Here is a 24,487-nt window from a genome sequence, read left to right on the forward strand (position 1 = left end):
AGGATGGCGCTTATCACCAACGGCTATCCGGATACGCGGGCCCGGGAGCGCAGCTTCATCCTGCCGGAGCTCAAGGCATTGGTGGCCTATGGCCACGAGGTGACGCTCATGCCGCTGCGGCCCTTGCGGCACGCGGATCCGTCGTTGCCGGCGCGGGTGCATGTCGACCAGGGGCTGGCGCGCTTGCACCGGCCGTGGCAGCTGCCCTTGACCTTTGCCCGTGCGCTGGGGACCCGGTCGTTCTGGGCCGAGGCCCGGCGCTGCATGGGGCATGGGCGCCCGGCCCATTGGCTGCACTTCCTCAAGGAAAGCCTGCGCGCCGGCGCGGTGTTGCGCATGGCCGGGCGTTTGCAGCAGTTCGATGTCATCTACACCTACTGGTTCAAGGGCGAGGCGACGGGAGCCAGCCTGTTGCGGCAAGCGAAGCTGCTGCGCGTCACGCGCGCCCATGGCTACGATCTTTATGAAGAGCGCGCGGACAACCAGGGCTATATCCCCTACCGCCGCTCGACCCTGCCGCTGATGGACCTTGTGGTCTTGTTGTCGGAAGAGGGGCGCGCCTATCTGGAGGCGCGGTATCCGGGGGGATGCCCGAGGATGGTTGTGCTGCCCCTGGGCGTCGAGAGCGGTATCTGCATGAATCCGGCGCCGCCGGCCGGCGAGATCCATCTGGTGTCCTGTTCCTATCCGGCGGCGGTCAAGCGCCTGGATCTCATTGCCGAAGTGGCTGCCGCCCTGGCGCGCCGCCTGCCGCAAGCCCGGGTGCGTTGGACCCATTATGGCGCGACGCGCGAGCAGGCTTTGCTGCCGGCGGCGTTTACCGCGCCGGACAATCTGGCGATGGTGTTCGCCGGCGAGACGGACAATGAGGCCATTCGCCGCCAGTATGCGCAGACGCCGGCGAGTTTCTTTCTGAATATGAGCCTATCCGAGGGCCAGCCGGTGTCCATCATGGAGGCGATGGCTTTCGGCATCCCGGTGGTCGCCACCGCGGTCGGCGGGGTGCCGGAAATGCTGGCGCACGGTGGCGGGCTGAGCGTGCCGCCACAGCTCGATGCGGCCGAAGTGGCGCAGCGCATGGCGCGGCTGCTGGCCGACGGCCACGCCTATGCCGCCATGCGCCAGGACGCCTGCGACGCGCAGCGGCGCTTCTTCAATACCAGCACAAACCACCGCAAGCTGGCCGAGCTGCTGGCCTCGCTGTAGCCCGGCCGCCTCAGGCGCAGGCGCCGACGCAGCCGTTTTCCACCGGCGCGTATTCGCGCACGATCTGGCGCAGCAGGGTCACGATCTCATGCACGTCGCCGGCCTGCAGGGCGCGGTCCAGCATGCGCAGCTGGCTCATCAGGGTTTCGTAGGGGATGTTGTATTCCGTGGCGCGCATGATGCGCGGATGCAGGGTCTCTTGCGAGTGGTCGCCGATGAGCAGTTCTTCGTAGAGTTTTTCGCCGGGGCGCAGGCCGGTGATGCGGATTTCGATATCGCCGTCGGGCTGTTCGGGGTTTTTGACGGTCAGGCCGTAGATGCGGATCATGCGCTCGGCCAGGTCCCGGATGCGCACCGGCTCGCCCATGTCGAGCACGAAGACCGAGCCGGATTCGCCCATGGCGCCGGCTTGCAGCACGAGCTGGGCAGCCTCGGGAATGGTCATGAAGTAGCGGGTGATTTCGGGGTGGGTCAGGGTGATGGGGCCGCCGTCGAGGATCTGGCGGCGAAAGAGCGGCACCACGCTGCCCGAGCTGCCCAGCACATTGCCGAAGCGGACCATGGAGAAGCGGGTGCGGTCCTGCACCTGGGCGTGGGCCTGGAGCACCAGTTCGGCCAGGCGCTTGGAGGCCCCCATGACGTTGGTGGGGCGCACGGCCTTGTCGGTGGAGATGAGCACGAAGTCCTGCACGCCGGCCTGGATGGCGGTTTCGGCGATGCTGAGGGTGCCGTAGGCGTTCGTGCGTATGCCTTCGCCGACGTTCTGTTCGACGATGGGCACGTGCTTGTAGGCGGCCGCGTGATAGATGGTCTGCACGCCGTGCCGGCGCAATTGGGCCAGGCAGTGGTGGGCGTCTCGCACCGAGCCCAGCACGCCGACGATGTCGATGCCGGGGTAGCGCAGGCGCAGGTCCTGTTCAATGGTGTAGAGCGCGGGTTCGGAGATTTCGAGCAGGACCAGTTTGCTGGGCTTGAGCGCGAGGATCTGGCGGCAGAGTTCGGAGCCTATCGAGCCGCCCGCGCCGGTGACCATGACGCTGCGTCCGGTGACGCACTGGCCGAGCAGGGAGGCGATCGGGGCCACGGGATCGCGGCCCAGGAGGTCTTCGACCTGCACATCGCGCAGCCGCACGCCGTTGGCCGGGTCGATGAGTTCGCGCATGCTGGGGACCAGGCGGATGCGCAGCCGGTAGGGTTCGGCGGCTTCGACGATGGCGCGGATCTGGGGCGGGGTGGCCGAGGGGATGGCGATGAGCAGCTGCCGCACGTTGTGGCGGTCGATCAGGCGCGAGAGCTGGTTGGGGGGGTAGACGCGCAGGCCGGCGACCACCAGGCGGTGCTTGCGGCGATCGTCATCCAGCATGGCGACCGGGCGGTAGTAGGGGCCGGCGCGCAGGGCGGCCGCCAATTGGGAGCCGGCGCCGCCGGCGCCGTAGATCAGGACCGGGATGCGGGGGTCGGCCATGTGGTGATCGGCGGGAAACAGCAGCTTGCGCGCGCACAGGCGCACGCCTATCAGGCCGACCAGCGCCAGCGCGGCGTAGATGATGAGCACGCCGCGCGACAGCGTGGACAGTTGCAGGAAGGTATTGCCCGCGGTGACGACCATCACCGAGACGATGATGCCCCCCAGGATGGCCGCGACCACCCGTTCGCTCATGTAGCGCAGGATGTAGAAGTAGACGCCGAAGGCGGCCAGCGCGGCGATGCCGCCCGCACAGGCCAGCAGCGACAGGAGGAGATACTGCTGGGTGACGAAGAACAGCTCGAACCGCAGCCACAGGGCGCAATGGAAGGCGAGCAGCAGGATCACCGCGTCGAGCACGACGGCAAGCAGCTGCTTGACGGGCCGTGGCAGATCGACGAACAGGCGCCGGACAGGATACGGAAGAATCATCAGGGGAGGCGGACCAAAGGGGCGGTGATGCGGTAATTTTAGCGACTGCCCGGGGGGATGGCCGGCGCGCGCCGGTCCGGGGAATATGAAAATCTGCCAGGCGCGGGATTGCGTCTTCCAAAGAGGCGCCCGCGGTGAATCGTGCCCGGGAGCGGGCGCCGCGGCCGTCGGGCCATGCTCCAGCGAATCGATGTCCGCGTCTAGCGCCCAATGCTGGCGATAGTGCGCAGGATGATGGCGATGTCGCCGAAAAAGGACTGCTCCCGGACATAGGCGGACTGGAGTCGGAGTTTTTCCGGGAGAATGGTTTCCTGGTACATCTTTTCGGGGTCCTCGGCCTTTCCGAGCAATTCGTTTTCGTTTCGGAAATGGATGGAGGCGGGGTCCGTGATGCCGGGCCGCACGGACAGCACGAGGCTGGCCACGTCGGACGGATACAAGGCCACATAGCGCGGCACTTCGGGGCGGGGGCCCACCAGGCTCATATGGCCCTGGAAGACATCGATCAGCTGGACCAGCTCGTCGAGCTTCCAGCGACGGATCAGCGCCCCGACCCGGGTGATGCGCGCGTCGGCGCCGATGGTGATCTGGCTGGCCTGGGCGGATTGCCGCTGGGTCATGCTGCGCAGCTTGTGGATGCGGAAGGGCTTGCCGTGGCGCCCGATGCGCTCCTGGCGGAAGAATACCGGCCCAGGGCTGTCCAGCTTGATGGCGATGGCCACCAGCAGGAGCAGCGGCGAGAGCAGCAGCAGCCCCAGGGCGGAACAGACCAGGTCGAATGCCCGCTTGATCATGGCGCGAGCAGTTCTCGCACCGTGCGTATCACCTTGTCCACCTGCGCCTGGCTCATGCGCGAGTACAGCGGCAGGCTCACCATGGCTTCGAAGGCGGCCTGCGAGTGCGGGAACATGCCGGGGGTGAGCTGGTAGCGGTCGCGCCAATAGGGCTGCAGGTGCAGCGGCACGTAGTGCACGCTGCATCCTATGCCTTTGCCGGTCATGCGCACGATGAAATCGTCGCGCCGCAGCGGCGCCTGCGGCTGCAGGCGGACGACATACAGATGCCAGGCGTGTTCGTCGTCGCGGCGGTGAGGGTGGCTTTGCACGCCCGGGGTGCGGCCGGGGCAGGGCGGCAGGACCAGGGGCAGGTCCGCGAAAGCCTGGTCATAGGCCGCGGCGATGGCGGCGCGGCGGTCGCGCATGGCCTGGGCGCGGCGCAGCTGCACGCGGCCCATGGCCGCGGCCGTGTCGGTCAGGTTGTATTTGAAGCCGGGCGCCACGATTTCGTAGTACCAGGCGGGCTTGTTGGACGTGAAGCGGTCGAAGGCGTCGCGGTCTATGCCATGCAGGCGCATGACGCGGCAACGCTTGGCCAGCGCCGGGTCGCGCGTGACCACCATGCCGCCTTCGCCGGTGGCCAGCGTCTTGGTGGCATAGAAGCTGTAGACGGTGAGGTCGCTTTGCAGCGCGCCGATGCGCACGCCCTGCCAGCTGGCCGGCAGGGCGTGCGCGGCATCTTCGATGACGCGCAGGCCGTGGCGGCGCGCGATGTCCAGGATGCTGTCCATGTCGCAGGACAGCCCGCCATAGTGAACCGGAATGATGGCCTTGGTGCGTGGGGTGATGGCGCGTTCGATGGCCGCTGGCGAGATGCACAGCGTGGCCGGGTCGATGTCGGCCAGGACAGGTTCGGCGCCCAGATAACGCGCCACCTCGGCGCTGGCGGTGAAGGTGTGCGTCGTCGTGATGACCTCGTCGCCGGGCCCCACGCCTATGGCTTCCAGGGCCAGGTGCAGCCCGGCGGTGGCGGAGTTGACGGCGATGGCTTGCAGGTCCTGGCCCAGGTAGGCGGCGAACTCTTGCTCGAAGGCTTTCGCATTGGGGCCGGTGGTGAGCCAGCCCGAACGCATGGCGTCGGCCACGACCTGGATCTCTTCCTCGCCGATATCGGGCAGCGCAAAGGGTATGAAGTCGCTCATGGTTTCAGTGCTCGGTAGGGGCCGGCCGCGCAAGCGCGGCGTCGAGGAATCGCTGTGCCAGCACGGGGTAGTCGTGATGGCTGAGGACGTATTGGCGGCCGCGCGCGCCCATCTGGCGGCGCTCGGCCGGTGGGGTGTCGCGCAGCTGGAGGATGGCTTGGGCCAGGGCTTGCGGATCCTCGGCGGGCACCGAGACGCCGCAGGCCGCGTCGCGCACGATGTCATTGCCGCTTTCGATCGCCTGGATCACGGGGCTCGCGGCCAGCATGTAGTCGAACAGCTTGTTGGGACTGACGCCGAACGCGAACAGCGGGCTGCGCCGCAGGCCGATATAGGCTGCGTCGACGTGCGTCATCACGGCCTGCACGGCCGGGCGCGGCACCGGGTCGGCGAAGACCACCCGCTCCAGGCCCAGCTCGCGGGCCTGGGCCTGCAGGGCGGCCTTGTCCGGCCCGCTGCCCAGCAGCATCAAGCCGACCGGCGCCTGGCGCAGCCGCGCCATGGCCTGCAGCAGCATGTCCAGGGCGTTGGCATGGCCGTGGGTGCCCGCGTAGAGCACGACGAAATCGCAGTGTTCGCGCAGGGCCTGGATCTGGGCGCGCACGCGCTGGTAATCGGGGTTGTCGAAGTCGGGGGCGCTGTACTCGGCCACGGGCACGCCGTTGGGGACGTGCGCATAGCGCGCCGGATCGAGTCCGCGGCCCTGCATATAGGGCAGGGCGCAGGGCAGCATGGAGACGGTGAGGTCGGCGTGCTTGTAGGCGTAGTCCTCGGCGTATTGCATGCTGGCGATCATGGGGTGCCAGGCGCCGAAGCCGCCCAGCAGCCGGGGCGTCAGCGGCCAGAGGTCGTGGACTTCGAAGACCAGCCGGGCGCCGGCGCGGCGCGCCAGGCGCGCCGCGGGCAGGACGTCATAGGGATGCGTGGACGAGGCGATGACAATGTCGGGCCGCCAGCCGCCCAGGTCCTGGGGCAGGCGGTACAGGCGCGCGCTGAACTGCAGCATGTTGAGCAGGCGTTTCGGGCCATTGCCCTGGTAGGGCAGCGTGTCATACCAGAGGTACTCGATGCCTTCTATCGGCTCGCGCGTCAACCGGCCCCGGGCTGGCGGCTTGTGGGCGCGGATATGTGATGCCGTGGCCGCCGCGATCTTGACCTCATGCCCTGCTGCCAACCACTGCCGCCCGAAGTAGTACGGGCGGAACTCCATGCCGTAGTGCGGCGAACCGGCATAGTGGTTGATCAGCAGGATGCGCATGATGAGCCGCCCTGGTCAGGCCAGGGTGTCGGCGATCTTGCTTGCGGCCTGTCCGTCGCCGTAGGGTTGGACTTCCTGGGGCGTTTCTTCAAGCGCGCGCCGGGCGGCCTGGACGATGTCCTGCTCGCTGGCGGGCGGGGCCAGGCGGTTCCAGCCTGCCTCGACCAGCTCGGTCCATTCGGTTTCGTCGCGCAGCGTCACGCAGGGCACGCGGTGGAAAAAGGCTTCCTTTTGCACGCCGCCGGAGTCGGTCGTGATGAGCGCGGCGTATTTTTCGAGCTGGACCATATCGAGATAGCCCACCGGCTCGATCAGGCGCACGCGGGCCGCCAGCGTCTCCAGCAGGCCCAGGCGCTGCAGGATGCCGCGGGTGCGCGGGTGCAGCGGCCAGACCACCGGGCGCTCGGCCGACAGCGTCATCAGCGCATTGACGATGACGTTCAGGCGCCGGGGATCATCGGTGTTCTCGGCGCGATGGATGGTGGCCAGGATATAGCCGCCGGCGGCCAGGCCGAGCCGGGCCAGCGCGCCGCCGTCCTGGGTTACGCGGCGCCCATGGTGCAGCGCCACGTCGAACATGACGTCGCCGACCTGCACCACGCTGTCGCCGCGGATGCCTTCGTCGGCCAGGTGCCGGGTGGCGCTGTCGGTGGGGGTGAAGAGCCAGCGCGAGACGCGGTCGGTGAGGATGCGGTTGATTTCCTCGGGCATGCGCATATTGAAGGAGCGCAGGCCCGCTTCCACGTGGGCGACGGGGATGTGCAGCTTGGCCGCGGCCAGCGCACCGGCCAGGGTGGAATTGGTGTCGCCATAGACGAGCACGATGTCGGGCTGTTCTGCCTGCATGACGCGCTCCAGCGCGATCAGCATGCGCCCGGTCATGTCGCCATGGCCGCCGCCGTGGATGTCGAGGTGGTGCTTGGGCGGCTGCATGCCCAACTCCTCGAAAAAGACATCCGACATATTGGCGTCGAAATGCTGGCCGGTGTGGACCACGACTTCATCGAGGCCCGGGTGGCCGGCGATGGCCGCCGACACCACGCTGGCCTTGATGAACTGGGGCCGGGCCCCTAGCACGGTAAGGACTTTCTTGCTCATTGCAGCGCTTGTTTGAGGGCAGCCACGATCTGGTCCTGGGTCGCCGCGTCAAGGTCGGGATGCATGGGCAGGCTCATGACCGTCGCGGCCAGGGCGTCCGAGACGGGCGTGTCGCCGGCCGCGAAATGGGCATAGGCGGGTTGGGCATGGATGGGACGCGGGTAGTGCACCGCCGTCGGGATGCCGGCGTCCTTGAGCTTGGCGATGACCTGCTCGCGGTTGGGCACCATGACGGTGAACTGGGCCCAGACGCTGTCGCGGTCCGGGCGCACGGTCACCGTGCGCGCGCCGGCCGGCAGGTCGGCCAGCAGCTCCTGGTAGCGCGCGCCGATGCGCAGGCGCTCTTGGATTTCCCAGTCGAAGCGTTCCAGCTTGCCCAGCACGACGGCGCACTGCAGCGTGTCCATGCGGCCGCCCACGCCGATGCGGGTGTGGTAGTAACGGCCGGATTGACCGTGCACGCGGATTTCGCGCATGGCCTGGGCCAGCGCGTCGTCATTGGTGAACAGGGCGCCGCCGTCGCCATAGCAGCCCAGGGGCTTGCTGGGGAAGAAGCTGGTGCAGCCTATGGTCGACAGGTTGCAGCTTTTCTTGCCCTTGTACGTGGCGCCGAAGCTTTGCGCGGCATCCTCGATCACCGGGATGCCGTGCTTGTCGGCGATGGCGTTGACCTCGTCCATGTCGCCGCACTGGCCGTAGAGCGACACGGGGATGATGGCCTTGGTGCGCGGCGTGATGCGCGCTTCGATATCGGCCACCTTGATGTTGCAGGTGTCGGGTTCGACATCGACGAAGACCGGCACGGCGCCCAGCAGCGCGATGACCTCGGCGGTCGCCACGAAGGTGAAGGAGGTGGTGATCACCTCGTCGCCCGCCTTCACGCCCAGCGACATCAGGGCGATGAGCAGCGCCTCGGTGCCCGAGGCGACCGTGATGCAGTGCTTGGCCCCGGTGTAGGCCGACAGCGCCGTTTCGAGTTCCTTGACTTCGGGGCCCATGATGTATTGCCCGTGGTCGAGGACCCGCTGGATGCGCGTATTGATCGGATCGCGCAGGGCCTGGTATTGCTTCTTCAGGTCGATGAATTGCATAGCTGACTCAAGCCAATTGGCAGATGCCGTTTTTGAGGATGTAGCGGTCGCCGGTATGCGGGCAGGTGGTTTCGCCGTCGCCGGTCAAGGGCAGGTCGAGCTGTTCGCCATGGCGGCTCATCCAGCCGATCTGCCGGGCCGGCACGCCCACCATGAGCGCGAAGTCGGGGACATCCTTGTTGACCACCGCGCCGGCGCCGATGAAGGCATAGCGGCCGATGGTGGCGCCGCAGACGATGGTGCAATTCGCGCCCAGCGTGGCGCCCTGCTTGACCAGGGTGTCGCGGTATTCGTTCTTGCGTTCGATGGCCGCGCGCGGGTTGTAGACGTTGGTGAACACCATGCTCGGGCCGCAGAAGACGTCGTCTTCGATGAAGACGTTGTCATAGACCGAGACGTTGTTCTGGATTTTCACGCGGTTGCCGATGCGCACGCGGTTGCCCACGAAGACATTCTGGCCGAGCGAGCAGTTCTCGCCGATCTCGGCGCCGCCGCAGACATGGACCCAATGCCAGACGCGGGTGCCCGCGCCGATGCGGGCGCCCTCGTCGACGATCGCGCTGGAATGGATGCTCATGTCGGGCCTCAGTCCAGGGGCAGGGGAACGCGCACGCCGTCGCGCGCCGAACGGTACATGGCGGTCAGCAGGGCCAGCGATTGCAGGCCTTCGCGGCCGTCGGTCTCGGGTTCGCATTCGCCACGCAAGGTGCGGATGACGTTGTCGTAGTAGAGCGGGTGGCCGAAACCGTAGACCGAGGTGGTTTCGTAGCTGGCTTCGCGCACCTTGTCGTCGTCCGGGTGCGGCTCGGCGAATTTCCATTCGTCGATGCGGTTGACCGCCACGCCGCCGACCCGGGCCGTGCCTTTCTCGCCCAGGATGGTGATGGAACCTTCGAGGTTCTGGGGGTAGGTCAGCATGGTGACGTTGATGGAGCCCATGGCGCCATGGCGCCAGCGCAGGGCGGCCACGCCCGTGTCCTCGGCCTCGATGCGGCGGGCCAGGGTGGCGGTATAGGAGTAGACGCTCTCGACCGGGCCGATGAGCCAGTCCAGCAGGTCCACGTAGTGGCTGGCCTGGTTCATGAAGGCGCCGCCGTCCCATTCCCATTTGCCGCGCCAGCGCGCCGCGTCGTAGTACTCCTGCGGGCGGGTCCAGAACACATTGACCGTCACCATGTAGATGCGGCCGAAGCGGTTTTCGTCGACGGCGCGCTTGAGCAATTGCAGGGTGGCGTTGCGGCGGTTCTGCTTGACCACGAACAGGCGGACGCCGGCGTCGTCGCAAGCCTTGACCATGCGCTTGCCGTCTTCCCAGCGGGTGGCCATGGGCTTTTCGCTCACCACGTGGCGGCCGGCCTGGGCGACTTCGATGGCCTGCCAGGGATGCAGGCCCGAGGGCGTGGCGAGGATGACGGCGTCGGCGGTGCTGTTGGCCAGCAGTTCCGTCAGCGAGGCATAGGGCTTGGCGCCCGTTGCGTCGGCAGCTGCCTTCAGGGCTGCCGGGTCGATGTCGCACACTTCCACCAGCTCGGCGCGATCATTGTGTTGGGCGATGGCGGCGATGTGGTTCTTGGAAATTCGCCCACAGCCTACTAAGGCAAAACGGATTTTGCGATCGGAAATAGGGGTCATTTTGGTGCGATTTGGCGCGCGTTGATTGTTGTAGGTTTAATCCGGCGCATCAGGACTGAGATATTGCACGGAATAGCGCTGAATATTACCGTGAATCCAGCGATTGTCCCAAGGTTTGAAGCCTTTTTCCTACCGGCGGCCCAGCCGTGGAAATGCGGGTGTTGCGCCAGTGATAACCATGCCGCGGGCATGTAAAGCGGAAAGTCTGGCCGGATTATTCCGCGTCAATGAGAGCCATTGTTATTTGCTGTGTCTAGTTTTTATTTTTTGAAGTATTTGCCCGGGCGCAAAAGGCCGCGCTGACATCGTCAGTATCATATGAGACGAGTTCGCCCGGGGGCGGCTTGCTTCCATTCAAGAGGGTGTCAGATATCCAATGACCGACCGCCGCGATGGTTCCGAATCCCAGCCCGCCCTGAACTGGCATAGCCTGCCGCCGCGGGCGGCCGAAGAAGCATTGCAGGCCCGGCCTGGCGGCCTGACCAGCGCCGAGGCGGCCGCCCGGCTGGCCGAGTTCGGTCCCAATCGCCTGGCCCAGGCGCGCCGGCGCGGCGTCCTGATGCGTTTCCTGCATCAGTTCCACAACATCCTGCTCTACGTCATGATGGGCGCGGCCGTCGTGACGGCCATGCTGGGCCACTGGATAGACACCTGCGTGCTGTTTGCCGCCGTGGTCATCAATGCCGTGATCGGATTCGTGCAGGAGGGCAAGGCCGAAAGCGCGCTGGACGCCATCCGCGCCATGCTGTCGCCCCGCGCGGTGGTCGTGCGCGACGGCCTGCGCCAGGAAATCGACGCGGCCGACCTGGTGCCGGGCGACCAGGTCATCCTGGCATCCGGCGACCGTGTGCCGGCCGACCTGCGGCTGGTCGAGGTCAAGGAACTACGCCTGGACGAGGCGGCCCTGACCGGGGAGTCGCTGCCGGTGGAAAAACAGCTCGCGCCGGTGGCCGAGGACGCGCCCCTGGGTGACCGGTACGGCATGGCGTATTCCGGCACGGTGGTGGTCTTCGGCCAGGCCCGGGGCCTGGTGGTGGCCACGGGCATGCAGACCGAGCTGGGACGGATCAACCAGCTGCTGGCCGGCATCGACAATATGACTACGCCGCTGTTGCGGCAGGTGGACCATTTCGGGCGGGTGCTGGCCCTGGTCATCCTGGCGATGTCGGCCTTGCTCTTCGCTGGCGGGGTCTGGTGGCTGGGCCATCCGCCGGCGGAAATGTTCATGATGGTGGTCGCCCTGGCCGCTTCGGCCATTCCCGAGGGCCTGCCCGCCATCATGACCGTGACGCTGGCCCTGGGCGTGCAGCGCATGGCCCGGCGCAAGGCCATCGTGCGCCGGCTGCCGGCGGTCGAGGCCCTCGGTTCGGTGACCGTCATCTGTTCGGACAAGACAGGCACGCTGACGCGCAATGAGATGACGGTGCAGCGCGTGGTCTGCGCCGGCCTGGCCGTCGATGTCCAGGGCGTGGGCTATGCCCCCGAGGGATATTGCGAAGTCGACGCGCGCCGCATCGATCCGGCCGCCTATCCCGCGCTGGCCCTGAGCGTGCGCGCCGGGGTGCTCTGCAATGATGCGGTCCTGCGCCAGGAGCAGGGGCAGTGGCGCGTGGAGGGGGATCCCACCGAAGGCGCTTTGCTGGTGCTGGGCGAAAAGGCGGGCTTCTCCGCGCAGGCCGGCCGCCAGGACTGGCCGCGCCTGGACGTGATTCCCTTCGAGTCCGAGCATCGTTTCATGGCGACTTTCCATGAACCCGTGCCCGGCGAGCCTTGGATCTTCGTCAAGGGCGCGCCCGAGCGGGTGCTGGACATGTGCCGGGCCCAGATGGGGCTGGACGGCGTGGAGCAGCCCCTGGATGTCGATTACTGGCGCCGCATGGCCACCGACACGGCCGCCAAGGGCCTGCGCCTGCTGGCGCTGGCGTGCAGGCGGGCGCGCCCGGCCGGCGCGCAGCTGGCCTTTGCCGACACGGAATCGGATTTCCTGCTGCTGGCCCTGGTGGGCATGATGGATCCGCCGCGCGGCGAGGCCATCGCCGCCGTGGCCGATTGCCACCGCGCCGGCATCCAGGTCAAGATGATCACCGGCGATCATGCCGAGACCGCCCGCGCCATCGGCGCGCAGCTGGCCATCGGGGTGGGCAAGCCGGTGGTCACCGGCTCGGAGGTGGCGCTGATGGACGACCGCACGCTGCGCGAGATGGTGTTGGGCGTGGATGTGTTCGCGCGCGCCAGCCCCGAGCACAAGTTGCGGCTGGTGCAGGCCATGCAGTCGCGGGGCCAGGTGGTGTCCATGACTGGCGACGGGGTCAACGATGCCCCGGCGCTCAAGCGCGCCGATGTGGGCGTGGCCATGGGCAACAAGGGCACGGAGGCCGCCAAGGAGGCCTCCGACGTGGTGCTGGCCGATGACAACTTCGCCACCATCGCCGCCGCCGTGCGCGAGGGGCGCGCCGTCTATGACAATCTGAAGAAGTTCGTGCTCTTCATGCTGCCCACCAATGGCGGCGAAGCGCTGCTGGTGATCGCGGCCATCCTGTTTCAGCTGACGCTGCCGCTGACCCCGGCGCAGGTGCTGTGGATCAACCTGGTAACCTCCAGCACCCTGGGCCTGGCCCTGGCCTTCGAGCCGGCCGAACCCGGCATCATGCGCCAGCGGCCGCGCCCGCCCGGCGACCCCCTGCTGTCGGGATTTTTCGTCTGGCGGGTCTTCTTTGTTTCGGTGCTGATGATGACCGGCGCGCTGGGCCTGTTCCTGTGGGAGCTGAGCGACGGCGTGGATATCGAGCGGGCGCGCACGATGGCGGTCAATGCCGTGGTCATGGCCGAGATGTTCTATCTCGTCAACAGCCGCCATATCTTTGATTCGGTGCTCAATCGAGAAGGCCTGTTCGGCAACCGCCATGTCTGGCTGGCCATCGGCGCATGCACGCTCTTGCAGCTGATGTACACCTATGCGCCTTTCATGCATGCGGTCTTCGGCTCGGCGCCCCTGGGCAGGCGCGAGTGGCTGGACGTCATGGGCGCCGGCCTGCTGGTTTTCCTGGGAGCCGAGCTGGAAAAGGCCGTGATCCGCCATACCCCTCTGGGCCGGCGCCTGCGCGGTGAAAAATGAAGGCCGATTGAAAGACACCGCGGGCTACACTGCGTCCGCGGGAGCCATGAAAAAAGAGAGGAGACATGCGCATTTTGCTGGTCGAGGACAATCCTGACCTGGGCGATGCCGTGGAGAGCAAGCTGCGAAATGCCGGCCATAGCGTGCAGTGGGTGCGCGACGGGCTGGCGGCGGTGCAATGGGGGCGCGCCGAGCCTTGGGACGCACTGGTGCTGGACATCACGCTGCCGGGCAAGGACGGCTATGCCGTGCTGCGCGAATTGCGCGCCGCCGGACTGGAGGCGCCCGTGCTTGTCATGACGGCGCGCGCCGAAATCGAGGACAAGGTCGATATGCTGGATCTGGGCGCCGACGATTATCTGGTCAAGCCTTTCGACCTGCGCGAGCTGGAGGCGCGGCTGCGCGCCCTGATGCGCCGGCCGGGCGGGCAGACGTCCAGCGTGGCGGTCTTTGGCAACCTGACCCTGGATACGGCCAGCCGGGCCGTGACGCTCGACGGACATCTGCTGGAACTGGGCCGGCGGGAATTCCGCCTGCTGGAGATCCTGCTGGCCCGCCAGGGCCAGACGGTGGCCAAGGAGCGCCTGATGGCGCAGCTCTTTGACGCCGAGGATGTGTCGCTCAATGCCCTGGAGCTGCTGATCTCGCGTTTGCGCAAGAAGCTCGCGGGGGCGTGCATCGATATCGTCACCGTGCGTGGCGTCGGTTATCAGGCGCGTCAAGATGAGCCGTCATGACGGATTCTCGATCCGCCGGCGGGTCTTCATGCTGGCCCTGCTCTCGCTGGCCTGCGCCTCGGTGGCGCTGTTCTTCTTCCTGCGTGCCTATGGGCACCGCGCGGCCGAGCAGGCGTTCGACCGCCTGCTGGCCGCCGCGGCCCTGACCATCGCCGGCTCGGTGCAGATCGACGACAGCGGCGTGACGGTCGAGCCGCCGTTTTCGTCGCTGGCCATGCTGCCCGGCAGCGAGCGGGTGTTCTACCAGGTGCTCAATGGCACCGGCCGGGCCATCACGGGCTATGCCGACCTGGCGCCCACGTTGCCGCTGGCGGATTCGGCCGTGCCGCGCTTTGCTTACGAACGCTACCACGATGAAGCGATACGGGTGGCCACGGTGGGCCGGCTGGTCTCGGCCAGCCAGCATGCGGGCTGGGTGACCGTGCGCGTGGCAGAGACCCTGGGCTCGCGCCAGGCCCTGGCCGCCGAGATTCTCAACCGCAGCCTGTGGCCGCTCCTGATCGTGGTGGGGGTGGCCCTGGCCTTGCTGTGGTTCGGCATTCAGCGCGCGTTCGCGCCGCTGGCCGTGGTCGAGCGCGAACTGCGCCATCGCGAGCCGGACGACCTGGCGCCGTTGCGCGCGCCCGTGCCACGTGAAGTCCGGCGCCTGTCCGGGGCCTTGGATGCCTTCATGCAGCGCCTGTCGGCCATGATGGACAGCCTCAATACGCTGGTGGCGGATGCCGCCCACCAGGTGCGCACGCCGCTGGCCTCGCTGCGGGCGCAGGCCGAGGTGGCGCTGGAAGAGAAGGATCCGGAGCGCTTGCGCGAGCGCGTGGCGCGCATCCACCAGAATGCGACACAGGCCAGCCAGCTGATCAACCAACTGTTGATGGACGCCACCATCGCGCACCGCCTGGGGCGCGGCGAGCGCGTGGCCGTGGGCGTGGCCGAGACGGTCAACGAGACGCGCAGGCGCATCGGCCCGCTGGACGCGCAGCGCCTGCGCATCACTATCGCGCCGCAGCTGCGGCGCGCGCGCGTGATGGGCGACCGGGTGGCCTTGCGCGAGATGCTGCGCAACCTCGTGGACAATGCCTTGCGCCACGCGCCCGATTCATTGGTGGAGATACAGGTCACGCCCGTGGCCGGCTATCGCCTGGCCCTGACGGTATCGGACCGTGGGCCTGGCATTCCAGCGGCCGACAGGGAGCGCGTGCAGCAGCGCTTCGAGCGCGGCGCCAGCGACCAGCCCGGCTCGGGCCTGGGCCTGGCCATCGTGCGCTCGGTGGCGCAGGCCCATGGGGGCTCGCTGTGGCTGCAGGACAGGCCGGGCGGCGGCCTGCTGGCGCGCGTCGTGCTGCCGATGGCGCAAGGGCGCGCGCGCCTGGCCGCGGCCCTGCTGGCCGCTTGCTGTCTCTTGCCTGGCCTGTGGCCGGCGCCGGCCGAGGCGGCCAAAGTCGTCCAGGAAAGCCGCTACCCGGCGCCGCGCCCTTCGAGTCGCGTGCTGACCGTGGCCGGACCCACCGACACGCCGGTCATCGCGCCCCTGATCGCCGGCTTCCAATCGGAGCGCCCCGATGTGACCGTGGTGTACCGCGAAATGAACAGCCGCGAACTCTACGAGGAGGCCGTGGCCGGCCGGCTCAAGGACGTCGATGTGCTGATCAGTTCGGCGCCGGATCTGCAGATACGGCTGGCCAATGACGGCTATGCGCTCAGCCATGCCTCGCCCTATGCGCGCAGCCTGCCGTCCTGGGCGGTCTGGCGCGATGAGGTCTATGGCTTCACCTTCGAGCCCGCGGTCATCGTCTACAACCCGCGCCGGTTTACCGAAGAGACCGCGCCGCACTCGCGCCAGGCGCTGTTGCGCCTCCTGGAGCGGGAGGGCGCCAGCCTGCGCGGCCGGGTGGGCACCTACGACATCGCCGCCAGCAATGTGGGCTATGTGCTGGCGGAACAGGATGAGCTGGTGTCGTCCAATTTCTGGGGCCTGGCCAACGCGCTCGGTCAGGTCGGCGTGCGCCTGGCGACCACCAGCGGCGAGCTGCTCGACGCCATCGAGCGTGGCGAACTGGACCTGGGCTACAACCTGCTGGGTTCCTATGCGCTGGCGCGCCAGGCCGCGGGCGACGCCATCGGCGTGGTCTTGCCCCAGGACTACATGCTGGTGCTGGCGCGCTCGGTGCTCATCGCCCGCCGCGCGCCCAATCCGGACCTGGGGCGCGCCATGGTGGATTGGCTGTTGTCGCCGGCGGGACAGCAGGTGGCCGCCAACCATGCGGCGCTGGGAGCGCTGGTGCAGGGCACGCCCGGCCCCTGGACGGCCGATGCGCTGCAGGCGCGGGCGCGCGGCATCGTGCAGCCCATCGTGCTCAGCCCGGCGCTGCTGGTCGGGCTGGACCAGCAGCGGCAATCCCGCTTCGTGCAGAACTGGATGCGGCTGGTGACGGATACGCCGGATGTGCCGGGCAGGGCCAATCGGCCCTAGGGGTTTTCCCGATGCGGAGGCGGGCGCGATGACAGGACGCCGACAGACTGCGAAACCTAAGATGCGCCCAGGCTGGTCCTAGAACCAGTTTCATCATTCCAATGGAGAAGACAGCCATGTTCGCCAAATCCTGCCTGGCCGCCACGCTGGCGGCCGCCTTCACGTTCGCCGCCGGCAGCGCCGGCGCCCAGGTGCCCGACGGCTATCCGGCCGATTACCAGAAGATCGTCGACGGCGCCAAGAAGGAAGGCAAGGTCGTGATTTATTCGACCACCGACACCAAGGCCGCCGCGCCCATCATCGCGGGCTTCGAGGCCGCCTTCCCGGGTGTGAAGGTCGAGTACAACGACATGAACAGCACCGAGCTGTACAACCGCTACATCAGCGAGCAGGCCTCGGGCAGCACCAGCGGCGACGTGGTCTGGAGCTCGTCCATGGACTCGGCGCTCAAACTGGCCACGGACTACGCCCTGCAATACCGTTCGGCCGAGGCGGGCAAGCTGCCGGCCTGGGCGGTGTGGAAGGACTCGGCCTATGGCACCACCTATGAGCCGGCTGTCTTCATCTACAACAAGCGCCTGATCCCGCAGAACGAAGTGCCGACCACGCACACCGCGCTGGCCAAGCTGGTCGCCAGCCAGCCGGACAAGTTCAAGAACAAGGTGACGACCTACGACATCGAAAAGTCGGCCGTGGGTTTCATGCTGGCCGTGCAGGACAAGGCCAATGATGCGCATTACTTCGACACCTTGCGCGACACGGCCAAGGGCGGACTGATCGTGCAGTCCTCGACCGGCACGATGATGGAGCGCGTGTCCTCGGGCGAAAACCTGGTGGGCTACAACATTCTTGGTTCCTACGCCGAGGCGCGCGCCAAGAACGATCCTTCGCTGGGCATCGTCTACCCGACCGACTACGCGCTGGTGCTCTCGCGCGTGGCCTTCATCAGCAAGAAATCCAAGAACAAGAACGCCGCCAAGCTGTGGATGGACTACCTGCTGTCCAAGAAGGGCCAGGACATCGTGGCCAACCGCGCCGACATGGCCTCGATCCGCGATGACATCGAAGGCGACAACGACGTCGACGGCATGACCAAGAAGCTGGGCACGGCGCTCAAGCCCATCCCCGTCAACGAAACCCTGCTCGAGTACCTCGAGCAGAACAAGCGCCTCGAGTTCATCAAGCAGTGGCGCGCTGCCGCGGGCAAGTAAGTCCGCGCGGCGGGGACGGGCGCGCGCGCCCGTCCCCGGGCCTGTAGCGCGCGGGCTCGGGCCATCCCTCTCCAGAAGACAGGATTTTCCATGCAGTCATTGCTCAGAAAATGGCAATCCCTGCCGCGCGGCGTCGTCGTGCTGCTTACGGCATTGGCGATCTATGTGCCGTTGTCGTTCATCATCGTCCAGAGTTTCCTGTCGGCGCCGTTCTTCGCGCCCAGCAAGCATTTCAGCCTGGACGCCTTTCACTTCATCTTTGATGATCCGGATTTCTACAAGGCCCTCAGGAGCGGGTTCATCCTCGCCTTCGGCCTGGCGGCCATCGCCATTCCGCTGGGCGGGATGCTGGCCTTTCTCATGATACGCACGGACCTGCCGGGACGCCGCTGGATCGAGCCGCTCATCCTGGTGCCGGTGTTCGTCTCGCCCATGGTGCTGGGCTTCGGCTATGTGGTGGCCGCCGGGCCGGTGGGCTTTTTCTCGATGTGGGCGCAGCAGCTCCTGGGCTTCATCCCCTGGAACATCTATTCGCTCACCAGCATCGTCATCATCGCCGGGCTGACGCACGTGCCGCATGCCTATCTCTACATCTCGTCGGCCTTGCGCAGCATGGGCTCGGACGTGGAGGAAGCGGCCCGCGTGGCCGGCGCCTCGCCGCTGCGCGTGATGATGTCGGTGAGCCTGCCGATGGTGCGTCCGGCCATGCTGTACGCGACGGTGCTGCTCTTCTTCCTCGGGCTGGAGGTCTTTGGCCTGGTCCTGGTGCTGGGCGACCCCGAGGGCAACCTGGTGCTGGCGACCTATCTGTACAAGCTCACCAACAAGCTGGGCATTCCCTCGTACCACCTGATGGCCGCCGTCGCCGTGGTGCTGATCGCCATGACCATTCCCCTGGTGATGCTGCAGCGCCGCCTGATGCGCACGGCCAACCGCTTCGTCACCATGAAGGGCAAGGCCTCGCGCGCGCGTCCCCTGCCGCTGGGCCGCTGGCGCTGGGTGGCCGGAGGCGTCGTGGCCTTCTGGCTGCTGGTGACTATCGTCGTGCCCCTGATCGGCGTGCTGCTGCGGGCCTTTGTCTCCAACTGGGGCATGGGCGTGTCGCTGTTCGATGTGTTGTCGCTGGACGCCTTCCGCACGGTGTTCTCGCAGACCAACCTGATCCGCGCCATCATCAACTCGGTTGCCATCGGGGTGTTCGGCGGCGCGCTGGCGGTGTTCTGCTATCTGTTCATCGGCCTGGCCATGCATCGCAAGCCGGATAATGTCACCCGCTTCCTGGACTACAGCGTGCTGGTGCCGCGCGCGGTGCCCGGACTGCTGGCGGGCCTGGCCTTTCTGTGGGTCTTTCTCTTCGTGCCGATGTGGCTGGACAACTCGCTCGAAGACGGATGGCTGTCGGCCCTGCCCTTCGCCGAATGGTTGCGCGAGAACGTCGTCGAGTGGCTGCGCGCCTTGCGCAGCACCATTTTCAGCGTGTGGCTGGCCTACACCGTGGTCTGGATGGCCTATGGCCTGCGTCTGATTTCCTCCACTTTGCTGCAGGTCGGGCCCGAGCTGGAAGAGGCCGCGCGCAGCACCGGCGCATCGCGCGCGCAGGTCACCCGGCATGTGACCGTGCCGCTGGCGAAGTATGGCCTGATCGGCTCCTGGCTGCTGATGTTCCTGATCTTCGAGCGCGAGTACTCGACCGGCGTCTATCTGCTGTCGCCCGGCACCGAGACCATCGGTTCCATGCTGGTGTCGCTGTGGGCCTCGGGCGCCATCGACATCGTGGCCGCGCTTTCCTTCATCAATATCGTCCTGGTCGTGGTCGGCCTGGGCATCGCTCTGCGTTTCGGAGTCAAACTTCATGATTGAGCTTTCCGTCGAAGACCTGCACCTGGACTACGGAGACAACCCTGTCCTCAAGGGCGTGTCCATGGACTTGCGCCAGGGCGAAGTGGTGTCCCTGCTCGGCCCCTCCGGCAGCGGCAAGACGACCTTGCTGCGCGCGGTCGCCGGCCTCGAAGGCCCCAAGGCGGGGCGTATCCGCATCGGCGATCGCCTGGTGTACGACGGCGCGGCGCGCAAGGAAGTGCCGGCAGAGGACCGCAACCTGGGCTTGGTGTTCCAGTCGTATGCGCTTTGGCCGCACAAGACCGTGTTCGACAACGTGGCCTATCCGCTCAAGCTGCGCGGCGTGGCCGGCGGCGAAGTGCGCCAGCGCGTTCAGGATGTGCTGGACCAGCTGGGCCTGGGCAAGCTGGGACAGCGCCACCCGCACCAGCTCTCCGGCGGCCAGCAACAGCGCGTGGCCATCGGCCGCGCCCTGGTCTACAGCCCGCCGGTCATCCTGCTGGACGAGCCGCTGTCCAACCTGGATGCCAAGCTGCGCGAGGAAGCGCGGGCCTTCCTGCGCGAACTCATCGTGCGTCTGGGGCTGTCGGCGCTGATGGTCACCCATGACCAGAGCGAGGCCATGGCGATCTCCGACCGCATCCTGCTGCTGAATAACGGCAAGATCGAGCAGCAAGGCACGCCGCAGGAAATGTACGGCTCGCCGGCGACCCTGTTCACGGCCGAGTTCATGGGCAGTAACAACCGGCTGGACGGCCGCGTGACCGAGGTGCGCGACGGGCGCGCGCGCATCGAGGGCCAGGGCTGGGCGCTTTGGGGCCATGCGGCCGAGGGCGTGGCCGCGGGCAAGGAGGCCACCGCCGTCATCCGCGTCGAACAGGTGCGCATGCAGGATGACCCCGAGGGCAACCACCTGGATCTGCCGCTGATCACCAGCATGTATCTGGGCGACCGCTGGGAGTATCTGTTCCGCGCGGGCGGACAGGATGGCCTGTCCCTGCGCGCCTACGGCCCCCAGGGCCGTGAGGCCGGGCAATACCGTCTGGCCCTGCCGGCCAGCAATGTCTGGGTGTTTCCGCGAGGCTAGGGCCGTACAGCGAAAAAGCCGCCCAGCCGTCTTGCGGCCGGGCGGCTTTTTCTTTGCCCGCCGGCTTCAGGCGCGGTGGGCCGCCTTGAAAGCCAGGCGGGCCTTATGCAGCAGCGGCTCGGTATAGCCGTTGGGCTGCTCCAGGCCCTCGAAGACCAGGGCCGTGGCGGCGCGGTAGGCGTAGGAGCTGTCGAAGTGGCCGGCCATGGGCAGGTAGTTGGGATCGCCGGCGTTTTGCCGGTCCACCACCGCGGCCATGCGCTCGAAGGTCTGCCGGACCTGCTCATGGCTCACCACGCCATGCAGCAGCCAGTTGGCGATGTGCTGGCTGGAGATGCGCAGCGTGGCGCGGTCTTCCATCAGGCCGATGTTGTTGATGTCGGGCACCTTGGAGCAGCCCACCCCTTGGTCGACCCAGCGCACGACATAGCCGAGGATGCCCTGGGCATTGTTGTCGAGTTCGCGCTGGATGTCCGAAGCGCTCCAGGCGGTGGGGTCGCCCACCGGGATGGTGAGCAGGCCGGCCAGCAGCTCATCGGCCACATCGGCCAGGCGGGTTTTTTCCAGCGCCTGCTGCACGGCCTGGACATCGACCTGGTGGTAGTGCAGCGCATGCAGGGTGGCCGCCGTGGGCGAGGGCACCCAGGCGGTATTGGCACCCGCCTTGGGGTGCGCGATCTTCTGTTCCAGCATGGCGGCCATCAGGTCGGGCATGGCCCACATGCCCTTGCCGATCTGGGCGCGCCCGCGCAGACCGCAATCCAGGCCCACCAGCACATTGCTGCGTTCGTAGGCGGCGATCCAGGCGCTGGACTTCATATCGCCCTTGCGCATCATGGGGCCGGCCTGCATCACCGAGTGCATTTCGTCGCCAGTGCGGTCCAGGAAGCCCGTGTTGATGAAGGCCACGCGGTCGGCCGCCGCGGCGATGCAGGCCTTCAGGTTGACGCTGGTGCGCCGCTCTTCGTCCATGATGCCCATCTTCAGCGTGTGGCGCGGCAGCTTGAGCAGGTCTTCGACGCGGGCAAAAAGGGTATCGGCGAAGGCGGCTTCGGCCGGCCCGTGCATCTTGGGCTTGACGATATAGATGGAGCCCTTGCGTGAATTGCGCTTCTGGGTGAGATCGATCCGGGCGGCCAGCGAGGTGATGACCGCGTCCATGATGCCTTCGGGCACTTCGTGGCCGTCGCGGTCCAGGATGGCCGGATTGGTCATCAGGTGACCGACGTTGCGCACGAAGAGCAGCGAGCGGCCCGGCAGGGTGAAGGCGCTGCCGTCGGGCGCGAGATAGTCGCGGTCGGGGTTCATGCGGCGCGTGAAGGTCTTGCCGTTCTTGGTGACCGACTCGGTCAGGTCGCCGCGCATCAGGCCCAGCCAGTTGCGGTAGATATGCGTTTTGTCTTCGGCATCGACCGCGGCCACGGAGTCTTCGCAGTCCATGATGGTGGTGAGCGCGGCTTCCATGAGCACGTCTTTCACGCCGGCCGCGTCCGTGGCGCCTATGGTGTGCTGCCGGTCGATCTGGATCTCGAAGTGCAGGCCGTTGTGCGCCAGCAGGATGGCCGAGGGCGCGGCGGCATCGCCGCGATAGCCCTGGAACTGGGCGGGGTGCTTGAGCGTCGTGTCGCCTTGCGCGGTGGTGACGATGAGCTGGGCGCCGCGCAGCACATAGCCGGTGGCCGCGCGGTGCGAGCCGCGCGCCAGCGGAGCCGCCTCGTCCAGGAAATCGCGCGCGCGTTCGATCACGGCCTGGCCGCGCTGCGGGTTGTAGGCCGGCCCGGCCGCGCCGGCGCTGTCCGGAATCGCGTCGGTGCCATAGAGGGCGTCGTACAGGCTGCCCCAGCGGGCATTGGCGGCGTTCAGGGCGTAGCGGGCGTTGGACATCGGCACCACCAGCTGCGGGCCGGCCTGGCGGGCGATTTCGTCATCAACGTTTTCGGTGCGCGCGCGCACCGAGGCAGGCACCGGCTGCAAATAGCCGATCTTCTGCAGAAAGGCGCGATAGGCGGCGGGATCACGCACCGGACCGGGGTGGCTGCGATGCCATTGATCCAGTTCGGCCTGCAGGCGGTCGCGCTCGGCCAGCAGCTTGCGGTTCTGCGGCGCCAGGTCATGGATGAGGGCGGAAAAACCCTCCCAGAAGGCCTGGCTGTCCAGGCCCGAGCCGGGCAGCGCTTCTTTTTCGATGAACTGATACAGGGAGGCCGCCACCTGCAGGCCAGCGATGCGTTCGGTCATGGTGTCGCTCTGCGAAGTCAAAAGGGATAGCGGGATCATCGGCCCTGCCGCCCTGGCTGTCCATATCCCGAGCCACTGGTCATACCAGTTTGTGCGCTGCCGTATTGGCGGAAAAAAGATTTTTATGGTTTTATTTCAGTTACTTGAACGTATATGGAGTCCTTGTCCGGAAGCGGGCGGGAACTGGTCATACCAGTGGGAAATCTGCAGATGGATGAGGCCGGCAAGCGGGGCCAGGTCGCCGAGGGGGTCGCGCAGCGGATAGAGCAGCTGATTGTCGATGGCGTGCTCAAGGCCGGGCAGCCGTTGCCTTCCGAGCGGCGGCTGACCGAGAAACTGGGCGTATCGCGCAGCGCCCTGCGCGAGGGCTTGCAGCTGCTGCGGGCGCGCCAGATCATCCGCACCGAGCAGGGACGCGGCTCTTTTGTGTCGCAGATCGCCAAGGTCGATGCTGGCCCGCTGGTGCATCTATTCCACTCGCAGCCGCGCACGCTCTACGATTTGCTGGAGGTGCGCGCCCTGTTGGAAGGGGAGTCGGCCAGGCTGGCGGCCATCCGCGGCACCGAGGCGGATTTCATCCTGATCCGGCGGCGCTACGAGGCCATGGTGGCCGCCCACCTGAAACCGACCGACAGCGCCACGCACGCCCATCTCGATCATGCCTTCCATCTGGCCATCTGCGAGGCTTCGCACAATCCGGTGCTGGTCCACACGCTGCAGTCATTGACCGACCTGATGCTGGGTTCGGTCTTTGCCTGCGTGAACAATCTTTATCACCGCGAGCCGCACAAGCGGCAGATCGACCGGCAGCATACCCGGCTGTTCAATGCGGTGATGGCGCGCCAGCCCGACCAGGCGCACCGTGCCGCGACCGAGCACGTCAACAGCGTGCGCCAAAGCCTGAATGAAATCGAGCAAGAGGGCGAGCGCTTGGTGCGCGCCACCTTGCGCCTGGAAGGCTGGGCCTGAGCGGGGCCGCGCGCCGCAAAGCCCCGGCCAGAAAGGCCTACGCCCGCCAGGGGGCTGCTTGCGCAGTCCACGAGGCGGGCGTCGACCTTGGGAAATCAGTGCGCCGGGGCGGGGGGAGAGCCGGCGCGGCCGATCAACCGTTCTGGGGCGGATAGTCCAGATTGCCGTAGGTGACGATGCCTTCGGCCTTGGCCTGGGCCAGGTCGGAGCGCACTTGCGCGCGGCTGACATGGCTGTCGACCGTGGCGGCCACGGGCGGGTAATCCAGGTTTGCGGTGGTCACCAGGCCGGCGTGTTGCGCCTGGGCCAGTTCGTCACGGACTTGGGCCGAGGACAGGGTGGCGTTCTGCGCGATGGCGGCGGGGTAGGCTTCTTCACCGAAGGTGTACTGACCCGAGGCCTTGGCCTGGGCGAGTTCGGCCTGCACCTGGGCGCGGCTGGGTTCGACATCGGCGGCCTGGGCACCGGCCATCACGGCCATGGAAAGCATTACAGCAGTAGCGAGCGACTTCATGGTAAATCCTCCGTAGGGGTGAGGATGCAAACGGGGGCGGGGGTCAATCAGCGCCTCTGTTTGTGTCCCGGTGAAGTCATTCTCTGCCTATCGAGACCTGGGATAAACCCTAGGCGGCAGAAAACATTATTCCAAATTTGGCGCTAA

The 24,487-nt window shown here is 67.1% G+C and carries 18 protein-coding genes; 8 read left to right on the forward strand and 10 right to left on the reverse strand.

All coding sequences use genetic code 11. From position 1 onward, the window contains the following. Positions 1–3 precede the first annotated feature (3 nt). On the forward strand, positions 4–1,206 hold the full coding sequence (locus AXA74_RS06695) for a glycosyltransferase (protein WP_230588836.1): 1,203 nt from the start codon (positions 4–6) through the stop codon (positions 1,204–1,206). A gap of 10 nt (positions 1,207–1,216) precedes the next feature. Here AXA74_RS06695 and AXA74_RS06700 read toward each other — a convergent pair whose 3' ends face one another. The 8 genes from AXA74_RS06700 to AXA74_RS06735 all read right to left on the reverse strand — a co-directional run bounded on the left by AXA74_RS06700 (position 1,217) and on the right by AXA74_RS06735 (position 10,160). Continuing rightward, complete coding sequence (locus tag AXA74_RS06700; protein ID WP_032958639.1) at positions 1,217–3,103, reverse strand: polysaccharide biosynthesis protein; 1,887 nt, start codon at positions 3,101–3,103, stop codon at positions 1,217–1,219. Between the two features lie 200 nt (positions 3,104–3,303). Then, positions 3,304–3,897, reverse strand: coding sequence for a sugar transferase (locus AXA74_RS06705; RefSeq protein ID WP_032958637.1), 594 nt, complete (start codon positions 3,895–3,897; stop codon positions 3,304–3,306). After that, entirely contained in the window at positions 3,894–5,081 is a 1,188-nt protein-coding gene (locus AXA74_RS06710) for a DegT/DnrJ/EryC1/StrS family aminotransferase (protein WP_032979219.1), read from the reverse strand. Before AXA74_RS06710 ends, AXA74_RS06705 begins: the two co-directional genes overlap by 4 nt. 4 nt (positions 5,082–5,085) lie before the next feature. Further along, the gene (locus tag AXA74_RS06715) at positions 5,086–6,339 is read right to left on the reverse strand and encodes a glycosyltransferase family 4 protein (RefSeq protein WP_032979218.1); all 1,254 of its coding nucleotides are present in this window, start codon (positions 6,337–6,339) and stop codon (positions 5,086–5,088) included. A gap of 15 nt (positions 6,340–6,354) precedes the next feature. Continuing rightward, positions 6,355–7,437, reverse strand: a complete 1,083-nt coding sequence (gene wecB / locus AXA74_RS06720) for a non-hydrolyzing UDP-N-acetylglucosamine 2-epimerase (RefSeq protein ID WP_029579923.1) — start codon at positions 7,435–7,437, stop codon at positions 6,355–6,357. After that, on the reverse strand, positions 7,434–8,528 hold the full coding sequence (locus AXA74_RS06725) for a DegT/DnrJ/EryC1/StrS family aminotransferase (RefSeq protein WP_029579922.1): 1,095 nt from the start codon (positions 8,526–8,528) through the stop codon (positions 7,434–7,436). Before AXA74_RS06725 ends, wecB begins: the two co-directional genes overlap by 4 nt. Positions 8,529–8,535: 7 nt before the next feature. After that, the gene (locus AXA74_RS06730) at positions 8,536–9,105 is read right to left on the reverse strand and encodes an acyltransferase (RefSeq protein WP_029579921.1); all 570 of its coding nucleotides are present in this window, start codon (positions 9,103–9,105) and stop codon (positions 8,536–8,538) included. 8 nt (positions 9,106–9,113) lie between these two features. Then, entirely contained in the window at positions 9,114–10,160 is a 1,047-nt protein-coding gene (locus tag AXA74_RS06735) for a Gfo/Idh/MocA family protein (protein WP_029579920.1), read from the reverse strand. A gap of 376 nt (positions 10,161–10,536) precedes the next feature. On the opposite strand from AXA74_RS06735, the gene AXA74_RS06740 reads away from it, so the two are divergent. From AXA74_RS06740 to AXA74_RS06765, 6 genes are all read left to right on the forward strand, one after another. Further along, entirely contained in the window at positions 10,537–13,275 is a 2,739-nt protein-coding gene (locus AXA74_RS06740) for a cation-transporting P-type ATPase (RefSeq protein WP_029579919.1), read from the forward strand. Between the two features lie 65 nt (positions 13,276–13,340). Next, entirely contained in the window at positions 13,341–14,012 is a 672-nt protein-coding gene (locus AXA74_RS06745; RefSeq protein ID WP_029579918.1) for a response regulator transcription factor, read from the forward strand. Continuing rightward, positions 13,999–16,482 (forward strand): sensor histidine kinase, encoded by a 2,484-nt coding sequence (locus tag AXA74_RS06750; RefSeq protein WP_032979217.1) that lies wholly within the window; start codon positions 13,999–14,001, stop codon positions 16,480–16,482. Before AXA74_RS06745 ends, AXA74_RS06750 begins: the two co-directional genes overlap by 14 nt. Positions 16,483–16,598: 116 nt before the next feature. Then, the gene (locus tag AXA74_RS06755; protein ID WP_032958633.1) at positions 16,599–17,693 is read left to right on the forward strand and encodes an ABC transporter substrate-binding protein; all 1,095 of its coding nucleotides are present in this window, start codon (positions 16,599–16,601) and stop codon (positions 17,691–17,693) included. A 90-nt stretch (positions 17,694–17,783) separates the two neighbouring features. Further along, on the forward strand, positions 17,784–19,553 hold the full coding sequence (locus AXA74_RS06760; protein WP_029579915.1) for an ABC transporter permease: 1,770 nt from the start codon (positions 17,784–17,786) through the stop codon (positions 19,551–19,553). Next, the gene (locus tag AXA74_RS06765) at positions 19,546–20,619 is read left to right on the forward strand and encodes an ABC transporter ATP-binding protein (RefSeq protein ID WP_029579914.1); all 1,074 of its coding nucleotides are present in this window, start codon (positions 19,546–19,548) and stop codon (positions 20,617–20,619) included. Before AXA74_RS06760 ends, AXA74_RS06765 begins: the two co-directional genes overlap by 8 nt. Positions 20,620–20,685: 66 nt before the next feature. Here AXA74_RS06765 and AXA74_RS06770 read toward each other — a convergent pair whose 3' ends face one another. Further along, the gene (locus AXA74_RS06770) at positions 20,686–22,857 is read right to left on the reverse strand and encodes a malate synthase G (protein ID WP_032963196.1); all 2,172 of its coding nucleotides are present in this window, start codon (positions 22,855–22,857) and stop codon (positions 20,686–20,688) included. Between the two features lie 210 nt (positions 22,858–23,067). On the opposite strand from AXA74_RS06770, the gene glcC reads away from it, so the two are divergent. Continuing rightward, the gene (gene glcC, locus AXA74_RS06775) at positions 23,068–23,826 is read left to right on the forward strand and encodes a transcriptional regulator GlcC (protein WP_032958632.1); all 759 of its coding nucleotides are present in this window, start codon (positions 23,068–23,070) and stop codon (positions 23,824–23,826) included. 133 nt (positions 23,827–23,959) lie between these two features. Here the strand turns inward: glcC and AXA74_RS06780 are convergent, their stop codons facing one another. Next, on the reverse strand, positions 23,960–24,340 hold the full coding sequence (locus AXA74_RS06780; protein WP_080700319.1) for a DUF4148 domain-containing protein: 381 nt from the start codon (positions 24,338–24,340) through the stop codon (positions 23,960–23,962). Positions 24,341–24,487 lie beyond the last annotated feature (147 nt).

Origin of the sequence: Bordetella hinzii LMG 13501, from assembly GCF_001548475.1 — a bacterium.
Taxonomy (GTDB): Bacteria; Pseudomonadota; Gammaproteobacteria; order Burkholderiales; family Burkholderiaceae_B; genus Bordetella; species Bordetella hinzii.